Origin of the sequence: Bordetella ansorpii, from assembly GCF_900078705.1 — a bacterium.
Classification (GTDB): domain Bacteria; phylum Pseudomonadota; class Gammaproteobacteria; order Burkholderiales; family Burkholderiaceae_B; genus Bordetella; species Bordetella ansorpii_A.
This window is the reverse complement of the sequence record NZ_FKIF01000007.1, coordinates 596,907-613,519: the sequence shown is the minus strand read 5'-3', so window position 1 is coordinate 613,519 and position 16,613 is coordinate 596,907. Positions and strand designations below refer to the sequence as shown.

At 63.4% G+C, this 16,613-nt stretch carries 12 protein-coding genes; 4 read left to right on the top strand and 8 right to left on the bottom strand.

Features of this window, described 5'->3' with window-relative positions; all coding sequences use genetic code 11:
- Positions 1-48 precede the first annotated feature (48 nt).
- From tig to lon, 4 genes are all read left to right on the top strand, one after another.
- Positions 49-1,356: a trigger factor gene (gene tig / locus A6745_RS18515; RefSeq protein WP_066130310.1), complete on the top strand. Its 1,308-nt coding sequence runs from the start codon at positions 49-51 to the stop codon at positions 1,354-1,356.
- 3 nt (positions 1,357-1,359) lie between these two features.
- Positions 1,360-2,013, top strand: coding sequence for an ATP-dependent Clp endopeptidase proteolytic subunit ClpP (gene clpP / locus A6745_RS18510; RefSeq protein ID WP_066130308.1), 654 nt, complete (start codon positions 1,360-1,362; stop codon positions 2,011-2,013).
- A gap of 149 nt (positions 2,014-2,162) precedes the next feature.
- On the top strand, positions 2,163-3,467 hold the full coding sequence (gene clpX / locus A6745_RS18505) for an ATP-dependent Clp protease ATP-binding subunit ClpX (protein ID WP_066130306.1): 1,305 nt from the start codon (positions 2,163-2,165) through the stop codon (positions 3,465-3,467).
- A gap of 259 nt (positions 3,468-3,726) precedes the next feature.
- On the top strand, positions 3,727-6,165 hold the full coding sequence (gene lon, locus A6745_RS18500; protein WP_066130304.1) for an endopeptidase La: 2,439 nt from the start codon (positions 3,727-3,729) through the stop codon (positions 6,163-6,165).
- 202 nt (positions 6,166-6,367) lie between these two features.
- On the opposite strand, the gene A6745_RS18495 is transcribed toward lon, so the two are convergent.
- The 8 genes from A6745_RS18495 to A6745_RS18460 all read right to left on the bottom strand — a co-directional run bounded on the left by A6745_RS18495 (position 6,368) and on the right by A6745_RS18460 (position 16,527).
- Positions 6,368-6,757 (bottom strand): DUF4150 domain-containing protein, encoded by a 390-nt coding sequence (locus A6745_RS18495; RefSeq protein ID WP_066130302.1) that lies wholly within the window; start codon positions 6,755-6,757, stop codon positions 6,368-6,370.
- Positions 6,758-6,770: 13 nt separating this feature from the next.
- A complete protein-coding gene (locus A6745_RS18490) occupies positions 6,771-7,835 on the bottom strand; it encodes a pentapeptide repeat-containing protein (RefSeq protein ID WP_066130299.1) in 1,065 nt (354 codons plus the stop codon).
- Positions 7,832-10,579 (bottom strand): DUF2169 family type VI secretion system accessory protein, encoded by a 2,748-nt coding sequence (locus A6745_RS18485; protein ID WP_066130297.1) that lies wholly within the window; start codon positions 10,577-10,579, stop codon positions 7,832-7,834. Before A6745_RS18485 ends, A6745_RS18490 begins: the two co-directional genes overlap by 4 nt.
- 5 nt (positions 10,580-10,584) lie before the next feature.
- Positions 10,585-10,989 (bottom strand): DUF3592 domain-containing protein, encoded by a 405-nt coding sequence (locus A6745_RS18480; protein ID WP_156513439.1) that lies wholly within the window; start codon positions 10,987-10,989, stop codon positions 10,585-10,587.
- An 88-nt stretch (positions 10,990-11,077) separates the two neighbouring features.
- On the bottom strand, positions 11,078-11,500 hold the full coding sequence (locus A6745_RS18475; protein WP_066130293.1) for a DUF3592 domain-containing protein: 423 nt from the start codon (positions 11,498-11,500) through the stop codon (positions 11,078-11,080).
- 8 nt (positions 11,501-11,508) lie between these two features.
- Entirely contained in the window at positions 11,509-13,863 is a 2,355-nt protein-coding gene (locus A6745_RS27985) for a type VI secretion system Vgr family protein (protein ID WP_082853140.1), read from the bottom strand.
- Positions 13,864-14,464: 601 nt separating this feature from the next.
- Positions 14,465-15,118 carry a transcriptional repressor LexA gene (gene lexA, locus A6745_RS18465; RefSeq protein WP_066130291.1) on the bottom strand — a complete coding sequence of 218 codons (654 nt, stop codon included), beginning with the start codon at positions 15,116-15,118 and terminating at the stop codon, positions 14,465-14,467.
- Between the two features lie 206 nt (positions 15,119-15,324).
- Positions 15,325-16,527, bottom strand: coding sequence for an amino acid aminotransferase (locus A6745_RS18460; RefSeq protein ID WP_066130289.1), 1,203 nt, complete (start codon positions 16,525-16,527; stop codon positions 15,325-15,327).
- Between the last annotated feature and the right edge of the window lie 86 nt (positions 16,528-16,613).

Genomic DNA, 16,613 nt, shown 5'->3' with positions numbered 1-16,613 from the left:
TCGTTTATCCGCATCTCTTCTTCTACCTCTCGGAAAATAGGTCTTTTAATGCAGCCTGTGGTTGAAACCCTCTCCGGCCTCGAGCGCCGTGTTGATCTGTCCGTCTCGGTCGCCGACGTCGAAAAGGAAGTCCAGGCGCAATTGCAGCGCGTGGCGCGCACGGCCAAGGTGCCTGGCTTCCGTCCCGGCAAGGCTCCCATCGGCATGCTCGAGCGCAGCCATGGCCCCGGCATCCGCTATGACGTGATCAACAGCCAGGTGGGCCGTGCCTTCGAGCAGGCCATCGACGACGCCAAGCTGCGCGTCGCCGGTGCCCCCACCCTCGAACCCAAGACCGAAGGCGTGGCTGACGACACGCTGGCTTTCTCGGCCACCTTCGAGGTCTATCCCGAAGTCGCCGTGCCCGACCTGTCGACCCTGGCCGTCACGCGCACCACCACCGAGGTGTCGGACGCCGAGGTCGAGAAGACCATCGACGTCCTGCGCAAGCAGCGCGCCACGTTCGAGGCCCGCGAAGACCGCGCCGCCGCCGACGGCGACCGCATCACCCTCGACTTCGCCGGCACCATCGACGGCGTGCCGTTCGAAGGCGGCAAGGCCGAAGGCTTCCCCTTCGTGCTGGGCCAGGGCCGCATGCTGCCCGAGTTCGAGGACGCCGCCCGCGGCCTGAAGGCTGGCGAAACCAAGGTCTTCCCGCTGAAATTTCCCGATGACTACCAAGGCGCCGAAGTCGCCGGCAAGACGGCCGAATTCACCATCACGGTGAAGGAAGTGGCCGAAGGCGTGCTGCCCGAAGTCGACGGCGAGTTCGCCAAGTCGCTCGGCCAGGCCGAGGGCGACGTCCAGAAGCTGCGCGCCGACATCCGTGCGAACATCGAGCGCGAGGTCAAGAACCGCGCCCAGAGCCGCACCAAGGCCAGCGTCATGGACGCCCTGGTCGGCGCCGCCCAGTTCGACGTGCCCCGCGCCCTGATCGACAGCGACGCGCAGAGCCGCGTGGCCGCCGCCCGCGAGGAACTGAAGCAGCGTGGCGTGCCGAACGCCGACTCGATGCCCATCCCGGCCGAAGCCTTCACGGAAGAGTCGACCCGCCGCGTGCGCCTGGGCCTGCTGATCTCCGAGCTGGTCAAGCAGGCGCAACTGCAGGCCAAGCCCGAGCAGGTGCGTGAACGCATCGAAGAGTTCGCCCAGAACTACGAGCAGCCGGCCCAGGTGGTCAGCTACTATCTGTCCGACCGCCAGCGCCGCGCCGAAATCGAGGCCATCGTGCTGGAGGACAACGTCGTTGCCCACGTGCTGGGCCAGGCCAAGGTCACCGACGAAGCGGTGCCTTTCGATCAGTTGATGGGGATGTAAAGCATGCAGAGATTCACCGATTTCTACGCGTCCATGCACGGCGGTTCGTCGGTCACGCCGACCGGCCTGGGGTACATCCCCATGGTCATCGAGCAGTCGGGACGCGGCGAGCGTGCTTACGACATCTACTCGCGCCTGCTGCGCGAGCGGCTGATCTTCCTGGTCGGTCCGGTCAACGACGCCACCGCCAACCTGGTGGTGGCGCAGCTGCTGTTCCTGGAATCGGAGAATCCCGACAAGGACGTCTCGTTCTACATCAACTCGCCCGGCGGGTCGGTGTACGCGGGCATGGCCATCTACGACACCATGCAGTTCATCAAGCCCGACGTGTCGACGCTGTGCACGGGGCTGGCGGCCAGCATGGGCGCGTTCCTGCTGGCGGCGGGCAAGAAGGGCAAGCGGTTCTCGTTGCCCAACTCCCGCATCATGATCCACCAGCCTTCGGGCGGCGCCCAGGGCCAGGCCACCGACATCCAGATCCAGGCGCGCGAGATCCTGGATCTGCGTGAGCGCCTGAACCGCATCCTGGCCGACAACACCGGCCAGCCCGTCGAGCGCATTGCGGTGGACACGGAGCGTGACAACTTCATGTCCGCCGAAGATGCGGTATCGTATGGTCTGGTGGACAAGGTTCTGACGACCCGTGCGGACGTCTGATAGCCAGGAAGTTCCAACCCCGGACGCTTGAGTTCCCGGGGGCTGCAACAGGCCCTCGTCCGCACTGCCGTCATTTTTTCGACTAAGCGTTGGATGCGTCGGCCGCCCAGGCGGCGGGCGCATCCGGCTCCCAGAGAAACGAAATACTTATGCCTGAAAAAAAGGGATCGGCAGACGCAAAGGTGCTGCATTGCTCGTTCTGCAACAAGAGCCAGCATGAAGTCCGCAAGCTGATCGCAGGTCCGTCCGTATTCATCTGCGATGAATGCATCGACCTGTGCAACGACATCATCCGCGAGGAGGCCCAGGCCACCGCGCGCGCGGCGATTCGCTCCGAGCTGCCCACCCCGGCCGAAATCAAGACGTTCCTCGATCAGTACGTCATCGGCCAGACTTCGCCCAAGCGCATGCTTGCCGTGGCTGTCTACAACCACTACAAGCGCATCCGCCACGGCGAGATCAAGGGCGACGAGGTCGAGCTGTCCAAGAGCAACATCATGCTCATCGGCCCCACCGGCTCGGGCAAGACGCTGCTGGCCCAGACGCTGGCGCGCATGCTGAACGTGCCGTTCGTCATGGCCGACGCCACCACGCTGACGGAAGCCGGCTACGTGGGCGAGGACGTCGAGAACATCATCCAGAAGCTGCTGCAGAACTGCAATTACGATGTCGAGAAGGCGCAGCGCGCCATCATCTACATCGACGAGATCGACAAGATCTCGCGCAAGTCCGACAACCCGTCCATCACGCGTGATGTGTCGGGCGAGGGCGTGCAGCAGGCGCTGCTGAAGCTGATCGAGGGCACCATCGCCTCGGTGCCGCCGCAAGGTGGCCGCAAGCATCCCAATCAGGACTTCGTCCAGGTGGACACCACCAACATCCTGTTCATCGTCGGCGGCGCCTTCGACGGACTGGAAAAGGTCATCCGCGACCGCACCGAGAAATCCGGCATCGGCTTCTCGGCCGCCGTCCGGGCCAAGTCCGAGCGCGGCGTGGGCGAGCTGTTCAGTGAAGTCGAGCCCGAAGACCTGATCAAGTTCGGTCTCATCCCCGAACTGGTGGGCCGTCTGCCCGTGGTCGCCACGCTGGACGAACTCGACGAGGCTGCCCTGGTGCAGATCCTCACCGAGCCCAAGAACTCGCTGGTCAAGCAGTTCCAGAAGCTGTTCGCCATGGAAGGCGCCGAGCTCGACGTGCGGCCGGGGGCCATGAAGGCCATCGCCCGCAAGGCGCTCAAGCGCAAGACCGGCGCGCGCGGCCTGCGTTCCATCCTCGAAGGCGCGCTGCTGGACACCATGTACGACCTGCCGTCGCAAGGCAACGTCAAGCGCGTGGTGCTGGACGACGGCGCGGTCGAAGGCGAGGGCAAGCCCCTGCTGATCTACGCCGACGACCAAGGCGGCGAAACCGAAGCCAAGCCGTCACGCGGCGAGGTCCGCAACGCCGCCGCCTGATCGGATGGATGCCTCGCGCATCGCGCTCATACCCATGCTGCCTGCATGGGCTTGAAACCCCAAAATAGGGGCATCAGGCCCTTGAAAGCAGCAAAAAACCCTCAAAAACCCGTCGTGTACGGGTTTTTTTGCATTCGGGCCCGGCATCGCCGACGGTCGCTTGAATTTTCAGCTATTGTTCCCATATCAGACGTAATCGATGAGCCTGTCCAGTCTGATAGGCCCGTCCCCGATACGCCGAGTCAACCGAGGAATTCCTATGTCTGCCAGCCAGACCCTGCCTTCCGAACCCATCGACCTCCCGCTGCTTCCGCTGCGAGACGTCGTGGTGTTTCCGCATATGGTCATCCCGCTGTTCGTCGGCCGCCCGCGCTCCATCCGCGCGCTCGAGGTCGCCATGGAGGCCGGCAAAAGCATCATGCTGGTCGCCCAGAAATCGGCCGGCAAAGACGATCCCACGCCGGAAGACGTGTACGAGATCGGCTGCGTCGCCGGCATCCTGCAAATGCTCAAGCTGCCCGATGGCACCGTGAAGGTGCTGGTCGAGGGTACGCAGCGCGCCCGCATCGACAGCATCCAGGACGTCGATTCCCACTTCACCTGCCAGGTCACGCCGATCGAGCCGGATGCCAACCAGGGCTCCGAGACCGAGGCGCTGCGCCGCGCCATCGTGGCCCAGTTCGAGCAGTACGTGAAGCTCAACAAGAAGATCCCGCCCGAGATCCTCACCTCGCTGGCTGGCATCGACGACGCCGGCCGACTGGCCGATACCATCGCCGCGCACCTGCCGCTCAAGCTCGAGCAGAAGCAGGCCATGCTGGAGATCACCGGCACGTCGCAGCGCCTCGAGGGCCTGCTGACGCAGCTCGAGACCGAGATCGACATCCTGCAGGTCGAGAAGCGCATTCGCGGCCGCGTCAAGAAGCAGATGGAGAAGAGCCAGCGCGACTACTACCTGAACGAGCAGGTCAAGGCCATCCAGAAGGAACTGGGCGAAGGCGAAGAGGGCGCTGATCTCGAAGAGCTGGAAAAGAAGATCATCGCCGCGCACATGCCCAAGGAGGCGCGCAAGAAGGCCGATGCCGAGCTCAAGAAGCTCAAGCTGATGTCGCCCATGTCGGCCGAAGCCACCGTGGTGCGCAACTACATCGACACGCTCATCAATCTTCCCTGGAAGAAGAAGAGCAAGATCAACAATTCCATCGTCAACGCCGAGAAGGTGCTGGACGACGACCACTACGGCCTGGAGAAGGTCAAGGAACGCATCCTCGAATATCTCGCGGTGCAGCAGCGCGTGGACAAGGTCAAGGCGCCGATCCTGTGCCTGGTCGGACCTCCGGGCGTGGGCAAGACCTCGCTGGGCCAGTCCATTGCCAAGGCCACGAACCGCAAGTTCGTGCGCATGGCGCTGGGCGGCGTGCGCGACGAGGCCGAGATCCGTGGCCACCGCCGTACGTACATCGGCTCGATGCCGGGCAAGATCCTGCAGAACATGAGCAAGGTCGCCGTGCGCAACCCGCTGTTCCTGCTCGACGAGATCGACAAGCTCGGCATGGACTTCCGCGGCGATCCGTCGTCGGCGCTGCTCGAGGTGCTGGATCCGGAACAGAACCACACGTTCCAGGACCACTACATCGAGGTCGACTTCGATCTGTCCGACGTCATGTTCGTGGCCACCAGCAACACGCTGAACATTCCGCCGGCCCTGCTGGACCGCATGGAAGTGATCCGCCTGTCCGGCTACACCGAGGAAGAGAAGATCCATATCGCCCGCGACCATCTGCTGCCCAAGCTGATGAAGAACAACGGCGTGAAGGAAGGCGAACTGTCGGTGGACGACAGCGCGCTGCGCGACATCGTGCGCTACTACACCCGCGAAGCCGGTGTGCGCGCGCTCGAACGCGAAATCGGCAAGATCTGCCGCAAGGTCATCAAGAAGCTGCTGACCCAGACGGACAAGGGCGGAGAAGCCGTCGGCACGGTCACGGTCAACGCCGAGAACCTGAACGACTACCTGGGCGTGCGCCGCTACACGTTCGGCATGGCCGAGAAGGAAAACCAGATCGGCCAGGTCACGGGTCTGGCGTGGACGGAAGTGGGCGGCGATCTGCTGACCATCGAAGTCGCCGACATGCCCGGCAAGGGCGTCATCCAACGCACCGGTTCGCTGGGCGACGTGATGAAGGAATCGGTCGAGGCGGCCCGCACGGTGGTGCGTTCGCGCGCCCGCCGCCTGGGCTTTGCCGACAGCGTGTTCGAGAAGCACGACATGCACGTGCACGTGCCCGAGGGCGCCACGCCCAAGGATGGTCCGTCGGCCGGTATCGCCATCACCACGGCGATGGTGTCCGCGCTGTCGCGCATCCCGGTGCGTGCCGACGTGGCCATGACGGGCGAGATCACGCTGCGCGGCGAGGTCCTGCCCATCGGCGGCCTGAAGGAAAAGTTGCTGGCGGCCCACCGCGGCGGCATCAAGACGGTGCTGATTCCCGAGGAAAACGTGAAAGACCTGGCCGACATCCCGGACAACGTCAAGAACTTCCTCGAGATCGTTCCCGTGCGCTGGATCGACAAGGTGCTGGAACTGGCGCTGGAGCGCCAGCCCGAGCCTCTGGCCGAAGAGGAAGCCGTCAAGGAGCCCCTGGTGGCTGCCAAGCCGGCCGAACCTGCCGGCGCTGGCGATCAGATCAAGCACTGATCGATCACGGCGGGAAGGGGGCGGTTCGCGGCCGCTCCCGCTCCTGCCGCATGGGCGCCGCGGCCTGGCCGCGGCGCCCCTCACGATAGCCGCTCATCGAGCGGCTATCGTCATTTCAGGGCCGCCGCATCGCGCGGATGGACGCGCGCTCGATGCATAAGACCGCCCGGGCCTGTGCCAGGCGAGATCCCTCGTGGCGGTCTCAAGCTCCCAACGCCAATATCTTCGGCTGGCTGGGCACGATGCGCATGCCGATCGTGTTGATGCCGTTCTGGGTGTTGATCGACGTCAGGCGCGTGGTCGGGGCGCAGCGGTTCAGGTAGGTGAATGCGCCTGTGCGCGGCGTGGAGGGCCCCATCACCAGGTGAGAGATCACGCCGGTGGCGATCCCAGGGTTGTCGCCGTTGGTGATGGGCGTGATCGTGAACAGGTTATGGACCGGCGCGAAGCAGTGCAGGATGTTGAAGCAGACCGGGATGGCCGTCGGCCCCAACGCAATGTCGGGGTAGGGGATGGGGATCATCGCCGGCGGCGTCAGGCAGACGTCCGGAAATCCGAGGTCCACGCCGAACATCTGTGTGTTGGTAAACATGTGTTGTGTCCTCCTAGAGGCTGTTGCCGTTGTCGGTGCTCCACAACTGCGCTTCGTACAAGGCCGGGTCGTTGGCCAGTACGCCGGGGTGCCGGAGCAAGGCATCCGATTCCATCAATGCGCTGTGGAACTTGGTGCGGCTGAAAGCCGATCTGGCAAAGCTGCTGCCGTTGACGTCGGCATATGAGAAATCCGTGTATTCCAGGTCGCAGCCGTCGAAGCGGGCATGCTTCAGCAAGGCCCGATGAAACACCGCCTGCTTGAGCGTCGTGCCGGTGAAATCCGCCTGGTCGGCCTGGCATTCGACCCACAAGGATGCATCCATTCGGGCATTGCGGAACGACGCGCCTTCTACCCGGGCGTAGGGGAACAGCGTGTTGTTGGCGTTGGCCATGTCCAGTTTCGCGCCTATCAAGTCGCAGCCCTTGAAGCTGCTTTGCGTCAGGTCGCTGCCGGTCAGGTCCACGCCATGCAGGTTCGCATCGATGAACTGGCACATCACCATGGACGCCCGCGGCATCTGCAGGGCGTGCAGGTCGGATTCGAAGAAGACGGTCTTCTCGAAGGTGACGCCGTCGAATTCGCAGGCGCTCAGGTCGGCCTGGTGGAAGGTGAACTGCGAGAACTTCACCGATTCGAAACGCGTGCGCTCAAGCCTGGCGCAGAAGAACACGGCATGGTCATTGGCGATCTCGCTGAACACCGCATCTGTCAGCGTCGAATTCCGGATGGTGGCGAAGCCCAGGTTGCTGTCCGCCATCCGGATGGCGCTCAGGTCGCAGTCGTTCACGATGGCGTGCGTCATGGTGACGCGTGTGTAGCGGCTGTCGCTCAGGCGGCATTCGTTGAAGATGGCCTTCTGCAGCACGCAGTCCTGGAACACTGCGCCCGTGAAGTCGCAACCGGTGAACGTGGCCTCGGTCAGGTTGCAGCCGTCGAACGCGCATCCCGAGAAATCGACGTGGTCGAAAGTGGTGGCGGACAGATCGGCGCCCGCCAGGCGCAGGCCGGCAAAGCGCTGGTCGGAGACCGGCTCGCCGTATCGGGTTTTTTCCAGCAGTTCTTCCAGCGTCATCATGAGGTCTTGGCCTGCCGCAAAGGGTACAGGTTCACTTCCTTCTTGTAGGCGCCGTCCAGGGCCGTGCTGTCGTCCATCTTGCCCAGCGCGAAGTTGGCGCGGAACAGATTGGCCACGCTGAGATCGGCATGCCGCAGGTCCGCGGCCTTGAAGTCGCTGCCCATCAGGTTGGCCTTCGACAGATCCGAATGCACCAGGGTCGCGCGCGTGTACTGCGTGTGGGTGGCGCGCGCCTGGCGCAGATTGGCGTGGCTCAGGTCGGCCAGTGAAAAGTCGCAAAGCTCGATGCGGGCATTCTCGAAATTCACCGACTGCATCGGCGTTTCCCGGAAATTGCACTGTGTCAGGCTGGAACCCTCGAACGAGCAGGCATCCAGCTCGGTCTGGTGCACGAACGCGGTATTGCTGATCTGGCAGCGGTGAAAGAACACGTTGGACATCGTGGTGATGAAGAACGAGCCGCCGTCCAGATTGGCGCTTTCAAACACCGAATCGGTCAGCCTGGCGTTCTGGAAAGAGACCTTCTCGAAGCGCACCTCTTCGAGGCGGCAGTCCGTCAGTTCCGCCTCGTTGAAGATGCTCATGCGCAGATGCGCGCCGCCCAGCAGCCGGCACTTCAGCAGGCGGATTTTGTGGGGCATCACCGAATCGAACACGCCGCCCTGGATCACGCATTGCTCGAAGTCCGTGTTCTCGATCGTCGATTCCTTGAACGAGCAGTTCTCGAAGCAGACGTTGTACAGCTTGGCCAGCGACAGGTTGGCTTTATCGAACGTACAGTTCACGAACTTGCTGTTGGACAGGTCGGCGCGCGCCAGCACGCATTCCGTGAAGTGGCAGGACTGGAAGGTGCTGTCGGACAGGTCGCTGTTCTCCAGGAACGAGCGGCTGAAGTCGGCGTTGTCGAAGTTCAGGCCGGGCAAGGCACAACCGGTCAGATCCAGCTCGGACAGCGATTCGCCGCGCTGGTGCTTTTCCATCACCAAGGCTCGCATCATTCTGTTCTGTTCGGTGTCCAGCTTCAGGGCCGCGTCCTGCCAGTGTGCGGAATACAGGTAGCTCTTGTGCAGCAGCGGCTTCATCGACCGCATCTGGCGCTGGAAGGCCGGCTCCCGCGTCCAGGCGGTCGCATCCTTGCCGGGCAGTTCCGGATTGTCCTTGATGAACGCGGCGTACTGGGGCGTCTGCTTGTAGTCCTGGCTTGGCGCCAGGGGTTCGGCCTGGCCCATCAGCTTGCCCAGCAGCGTGAAGTCGACGTCGGCGGTGGTGGGATTCATCAACGATCCCAACATCTCGGGCTGCGCCAGCAGCGCCAGCAATTGCGTGGGCGGTCCCGAGGGGCGGCTGTCGGTATCGGGCATGGGTACACCCTGCTTTTCGTAGTGGGCCTTCAGCTCGGCGCTCTGGCGTTCCAGATCTTCCTTCAGCTTTTGCGATTCTTCCTTGTGACGGGCCATGTCGCGCGCCAGCTCGGGCAGGTCTCCGGGGCCATAGCGTCTTTCGGGCCCGTGCAGGTCTGGCACGATCTCGTCCGGGTTCTGGCCGCAGTCGACCAGTTCCTGGCGCCGTTCGGCGATCACCTTGTGTTTGTAGAGTTGCGACTTGACCCAGGTCGGCGTCTGGAAGACCGCGTCGGTATCCATGTTGACCGCGCCGAGGATGGCCTCGGTGATCAGTTCGTCGTCGCACATCACGCGCACGCCGCCGGTTTCGGGGTCCTCGCGCAGGCGCATGATCTGGGCATAGTGCTCGGGCGAGCGCTCGGCGCCTTGCGCTTCCAGCGCGGACATCAGGCTCAGCACGTCGCTGGCATCGTCCTCTTGCACTTCGATGTTGCCGTGATAGATCAGCAACACTCTTTCCTGGTGTGGCACGAACCAGGCCGTGGTGGCGCGCATGTCGACTTCGTCGATCGGCGAGACCTCGCCATCCGCCGCTTTGCGGCGGATGAAGGCACGCGCATGCCACTTGGGCAATTTGCCTTCCCAGCACGGAATCGTGGGGTGCATGTTCCAGATGCTGAAGGCCTCGCCCAATGGCAGTTCGCTGCGATCCGGCCAGCGCTGGTCCGGTTCGGCGGCGTTGAAGATCAACGGGTTCATGTCCGGGAAGAAACCCGGAAACTCTTCCTTCTTCCAGCGCTCGGAATACGTGCCCATCATGCCGAAGCGCCGCGGCAGCATCATGTTGACGGGGCCGAAGCTGTAGGGCGTGCCGTTGCGCTGTCCGCGCTGGTAGCGATCGATGCCGTGCTCGATGTTGGGATAGCGCACCAGCTTCTGCCCATGGGCGTCCACCGGTTCGATGCCCGTGCCGCCGGGGTTTTCCGGAAAGTTCGGACCGCCGAAGGCGCGGCTCCAGGTCATCGGCATGCTGTCGAAGGGAACCGGGTCGGTCGGGCGGTCGCCGATCAGGTAGCGGTCGCCGAATACGACCAGCTCTTTCTCCAGTTCGCCCACCTGCGCGCGCACCATGACCTTGGTCTTGTCGTCCTGATGGCTGGTGTAGGCATGGCCGCCCACCAGGAACTCGGGCACCGTCTTGGGCAGGATGTGGTCGATCACGCCGTCGCAGTCCAGCTCGGGCATCACCTCGCGCCAGACTTCCATGTCGGACAGCAGCTTGGGGTTGCCAGGTTCACGCAGGTCCGCCAGGGCGTAGATGGCCACTGACAGGAAATTGCGCTTGCGCCAGGAGTAGGGCCGATGCAGCGAGGTCAGTCGGAACGGTTTGATCGTTTTCATGGGCTTCAGGGCTGCGGCAGGAAGCGGTCAGTATTTTTCGGATCGACCAGTACGGTTATGCGCTTGTGAGGCTGCAGATGGGACACCGCCAGGTAGGAGACAGGCTGCTTGATCTCGTGCGTGTGCTCCCTACCTCCGGCGGTGTATTTGACCTTCACCCGCATGACCGGGGTTTCATTCAGGTACCTTGAGGTCTGTTGGACGCTGAGGATCGTCGCCGGGACGCGCAGTCCTTCCTTTTCCAGTCGCTCCCGGAGCGCATCCTGAATAATGTGGCGCCGAAAAAAGAAGTGATACAGGGCGCCGGTCAACAGAGCCGAGGCGAACATGCCGACCGACTCTTCGTATCTCCCCGCACGCAGGGACCAAGCGGACCAGACAAGGTAGCCGCTGACCATCAACCAGATCATGTACCTCAACCACTGCATGCCGCCTCGCCGGATGTTTGCGCCCGAGTACGAAGAGGATTGCCCCGGAACGATGTGGGTATGCCTGCCTCTAAAACTGCAACAGGAATTGCGCGTCGTCTTTGGGATCTACCAATATGGGAACCAGCGTGCCCGGTTGAACGGACGATAGAGAGTGATATGGGATGGGTTGCTTGATCTCGCCGGTGCGCTCCTTGCCTTCAATGGCGTACTTGACGTTCACGCGCATGACCGGCACCTCGTTGACGTACATCGATGTCTCTTCGATGCTGACGATGGATGCCTGGGCAGGAATCCCTTCCTTGTTCAAACGCGTCATCAATGCATCCATGCGCACATACGGATGCATGAACAGCAAGTAAGGCACTACCATGAGCACCGAGGTGAGCAGCATGCCCACCCCTGCGCCATATTGGCCCTTGTAGATCATCCAGGCCCCCCAGATGACCACTACTGCCGTAAGGGTGAAAGCCAGGTACTTCAGTCCCTGCATGACGTCTCCTACGCGTGACTCTCGAGCGCAGACACACGATTGTCCAGGCTGCTGATATTGTTCTTCACCCCGTTCAGGGCCTGTTTTAGCCCGGCTTGACTCGCTTTGACACCTTGCATGCTTTTTATCAGTCCCGCCGTGTCCGACTTCAGACCGGTGACATTGTTTTCAATGCCTACCAGACGCTGTTCGGCCGCCGCCAGCTTGGCTTTCTGCCCTGCGGTCATTAGTGTTTTGCCCACTACCGTGGCGGAGTATCCATTAAGCGTCAGGCTCATTGCGGACATCGAATTGGTCCAACCTGCCACTGTGGCGTTGACCACGGGATAGAGGGAGACGTTGGTCCCGATGACGGCCGAAAATTTCGCTCCCAAGGTTGTGTCAAAAGCGTTGCCTTTGACCGATTTCCAGAAGCTGCCCGCCTCGACCTTCATCTCGCCCAGAATTTCCGTGCTCTGATCGGCCTGTACCTTCAGTTTGTGATTGTTCTGGATCTCCTGGGTCAGCGTCGTGTTGTACTTGTGCAGCGCGGCCTGATTGACCGTGATCTGCTGCTCGGCCGACGTAATTCGCTTCTCCATGCCGATCACTTCTTTGATGAACTGCCCCTCGAACCGCTGCGTGGCATCCTTCATCACCGTGATCTTCTGCTCGGCCTGCACCAGCCGTTCCTCCATCCGCTTGATGGTGGTCTTCAGGTCTTCGCCGACCTCGATGGTGTGGTTGCAGCCGATCGTCTGCGTGTGGTTCTTGCCCACGGTATGCGTGTGGTCCACGCCCACGTTCTGGCAATGGTTGTTGCCGACATGGTGATCGTGGTCATTGACCACGTCGTTCAGCATGTTGCGCTGCGCGCGGGTGTGGAACAGTTCCATGCCCAGCTTGTCGTCGAAGATCATGCGGTTGGACATGGACGGGTCGCCATGCACCGACTGGCTGCGGAAGCCGCTTTGCGTGGCGCTGGCGGGCAGGTCCACGGGCGGCATGTTGTTGCCGTTGTAGACGCGGCCCAGGATCAGCGGGCGGTCGGGGCAGCCGCCGATGAAGTCGACGACGACCTCATCGTTGATGCGCGGCAATTGCAGTCCGCCGAAGCCGCCGCCGGCCCAGGGGCTGGACACGCGCACCCAGCACGAGCTGTTCTCGTTCTTCTGGCCGTAGCGGTCCCAGTGGAACTGCACCTTGATGCGGCCGTATTCGTCCGTCCAGATCTCCTCGCCGGCCGGGCCCACCACGCGGGCGGTCTGCGGGCCGTGGGTATGCGGAATCGGCGAGGTGCGCGGGGCGCGGTACTGATGGCTGGTGGGCAGGACGACGAACGAGGTTTCCCAGAAGAATTCGGAGCCCGAACCCGTGGCGTGTCCGCCGGAATTCATGCGGTAGTTGGCCGACAGCACCAGATACTCTTTGTTCTCGGCCGAGCGCGGATGGTTCTTCAACGTGAAGAGATACCCCGGCGCGATCTTGCGCGCGGAACCCATCCCACGGCCCTGCTTGCGCTGGGTCTGCAGTTCCTGAAGGCGAATCTTCGAATACTGCTCGGCCTGGTCGGGCTCCTGGAAACCGCCTTGCCACTCGTACATCTCCAGGTTGCCGCTTTGCGAGCCGCCCGGCTGGCGCGACACGGCATCCAGGCTGGCGCCCGGCTTGATCGGGTCGTAATCCACCGTGGCGTAGCTGTCCGGCGTAATCGCCGAGGCCACTTCCCACATCGAGATGTATTCGTCCTGCGGCGTGACCAGGCGGTCCGGGCCGTAGTACGGAATGTCGGCGTAGCCGGGCTGCGCTTCGTGCGAGGCCACGTCGTCGACCATGACCAGCGTGTGCTGCCCGTTGCCGTGCTTGAAGTAGTAATAGATGCCTTCGTGTTCCATCAGGCGGCTGAGGAACGCAAAATCGGTTTCCTGGTACTGCACGCAGTATTCCCAGGTGCGGTAAGTACCGGTCAGTTTCGATTCGAACGCGAAACCGTGTTCACCCAATACCTCGGCAATCACGTCGGGCACGGTCTTCTTCTGGAAGATCTTGCTGTCCGAGGTCTGCGTCAGATACCACAGCCACGGGCGCACCGTGGCGCGGTAGATGTAATGGCGCGAGGTGCCGCTTTCGCGGCCGATCATCTCGCAGCGCGTCACGTGGCCGTCCAGGAAGCGCGAGCCCGCCTGCGTCTCCATCTCCAGCGTCAGCGATTTGCCCAGCAGCGCGTCCAGATCCAGGTTGTAGTTGTCGGCGATCAACTCGACGTCGAACTCGAACAATCGCGAGAGACCTTCCGAACCGGTCATGCTGCGGAAGGCGAGCTGGCCGCCCAGGGGCGTGTGCGCGACGATGGCGCGATATTGGATGGAATCCGGTACGTCCATGACATCCCTCGTGTCCCAGCGCGGCCAGTGGAATGGCTGCTCCATCATGCCTGGATGATGGCTGTTGTTATCGGGGTTGCGCATGATGCGCTGGCGGCACGGCCGCCGCCTTCCACTTTGAAGGCGACATTAATACCCTGCGCGTGAGCCGCTCATATGTGTGAATGAGCCATTTTGTTAGGAAACATGAATGACGAATTCGGGTGGAGGGAGCGGCCAGGCGCGCGGGCGTGGATGGGGTGCCGAGGGGGGAATGCGACTGGGGGCGGACAAGGGGCACGGCCGGTATGCATCGTTCTGGCGAAGGGTGGGTCCGCGCCGGGCCTTTTGACTGGCGCCGAGCTGGGAGGCAACCCGTCCTACGTTTTATTGCATTTTCTTTACAGGAATGCCGATTCCCTCCGTGGGCATCGGCGTTCACGCCTCCCGCCGCGGCAAAGACGGGTCGGCAATGGCATGACCGGCCTGGAAGAGGGGATTCTTGCGTGGGCGCATGCATGGCTGCATGCGCCCGGCGTGCGGCGCGTGGCTTGCCCTGGATTGCCCACCGCAGGCCGCGATGCGAGGTCTGCGTTCGTACAGGGGCCCGCCGGTGCAGCGTTCAGTGCAGCGGTTGCGTGCGGATGAGCCCGACGGCGATGCCTTCGAGCGAGAAGTCCTGCCCGGCCTGCACGATGATGGGCGAGAAGTCGGGGTTCTCGGGCAGCAGCTCGATGCGGCCGTTCTGCCGCTGCAGGCGCTTGACGGTAACCTCGTCGTCGAGCCGTGCGATGACGATCTGGCCGTTGCGCGCTTCGGCGGTCTTCTTGACGGCCAGCAGGTCGCCTTCGAGGATGCCGGCGTCGCGCATGCTCATGCCGCGCACCTTGAGCAGGTAGTCGGGCGCCTGGGCGAACAGGCCCGGGTCGACGCCCACCTCGCGTTCGACGTGCTCGGCGGCCAGCATGGGGCTGCCCGCGGCGACACGGCCGATGAGCGGCAGCAGCAGGTGCGACAGCGTGGAAGCGATGGCGGCGGGAGCCTCGGCGGGCGCGTCGGCCAGCGGCTTCAGGCGGATGCCGCGCGAGGCGCCGGCGGTGAGTTCGATGGCGCCTTTGCGGGCCAGCGCCTTCAGGTGGTCTTCGGCCGCATTGGGCGAGCGAAAGCCCAGTGCCTGCGCGATTTCGGCGCGCGTGGGCGGGAAGCCGGTGCGGGCAACCGTCTGGCGGATGAGATCCAGGATTTCCTGTTGGCGTTCCGTGAGTTTCGTGGCCATGGCGATGATCCGTGTGCGCTGAACGCGGACTGTATGTATATACAGCGGCATTCTGGGGGACGCAGCGGAAAAATGCAAGACACGTGTATGAAACGCGATGCGGCAAGGGGCAGCATGCACTGCGGCACAAGCACCTACTGGCACATGCACCAAGGAAAAACGGAGCCCGTGGGCTCCGTTGCGCGCTTGCCGAACAGGGGTGAGGCTTACTTCAGCACGGCCGCGATGGCCTTTGCCACCACGTCGATGTTGCGGCTGTTCAGGGCGGCCACGCAGATGCGGCCGGTGCTGATGGCGTACACGCCGTGCTCTTCGCGCAGGCGGTCGACCTGTTGGCTGGTCAGGCCCGAGTACGAGAACATGCCGCGCTGCTTCAGCACGAAGCTGAAGTCCTGCGTGGCGCCGTGTTCCTTGATCTTGTCGACCAGTTGCTTGCGCATCAGGCGGATGCGGTCGCGCATGCCGGCCAGTTCGCGGTCCCACTCCGCGAACAGCTCGGCGTCGTTCAGGACCGAGGCCACCACCGTGCCACCGTGAGTGGGCGGGTTGGAGTAGTTGGTGCGGATGGTGCGCTTCAACTGGCTCAGCACGCGGCCGGCCTCTTCCTTGTCGCCCGCCACCACGGTCAGGGCGCCCACGCGCTCGCCGTACAGCGAGAACGACTTCGAGAACGACGAGCTGACCAGCATCGTGATGTCGAGGTCGGCGAACAGGCGCACGACCGAGGCATCTTCCTGCAGGCCGTCGCCGAAGCCCTGGTACGCGATGTCCAGGAACGGGACCAGGCCGCGGGCCTTGACCACGTCGGCGATCTGGCGCCATTGGTCGGCCGTGGGGTCGACGCCGGTGGGGTTGTGGCAGCACGCGTGCAGCACCACGATGGTGTTGGCCGGGGCCGACTTCAGGTCGGCCAGCATGCCGTCGAAGTTCAGGCCGTGCGTGGCGGCATCGTAGTAGGTGTAGGTGCCGACCGGGAAGCCGGCGCGCTCGAACAGGGCGCGGTGGTTTTCCCAGCTGGGGTCGCTGATCAGCACCTTGGATTTCGGCAGCAGTTGGCGCAGGAAGTCGGCGCCGATCTTCAGCGCGCCGGTGCCGCCCAGGGCCTGGGTGGTCAGCACGCGGCCGGCGGCGGCCAGGGGCGAGTCGGCGCCCAGCAGCAGGGCCTGCGCGCCCTTGTTGTAGCCGGGGATGCCTTCGATCGGCAGGTAGCCGCGGGCGGCGGCGGCCTCGACGCGGGCCACTTCAGCCTTGCGCACGGCGCCCAGCAGGGGAATGCGCCCTTCGTCGTCGTAGTACACGCCCACGCCGAGGTTCACTTTGCCGGGGCGGGTGTCGGCGTTGTACTGCTCGTTCAGGCCAAGAATGGGGTCGCGCGGCGCGAGTTCGACGGAAGCGAAGAGGTTGCTCATGGGCGTTGAATGGCTGGGTGGACGCACTACCGGGTGCTGTGGATAATGGGGGGTTTACCCCCGACAGAATGTCTTGAAAAAGACAT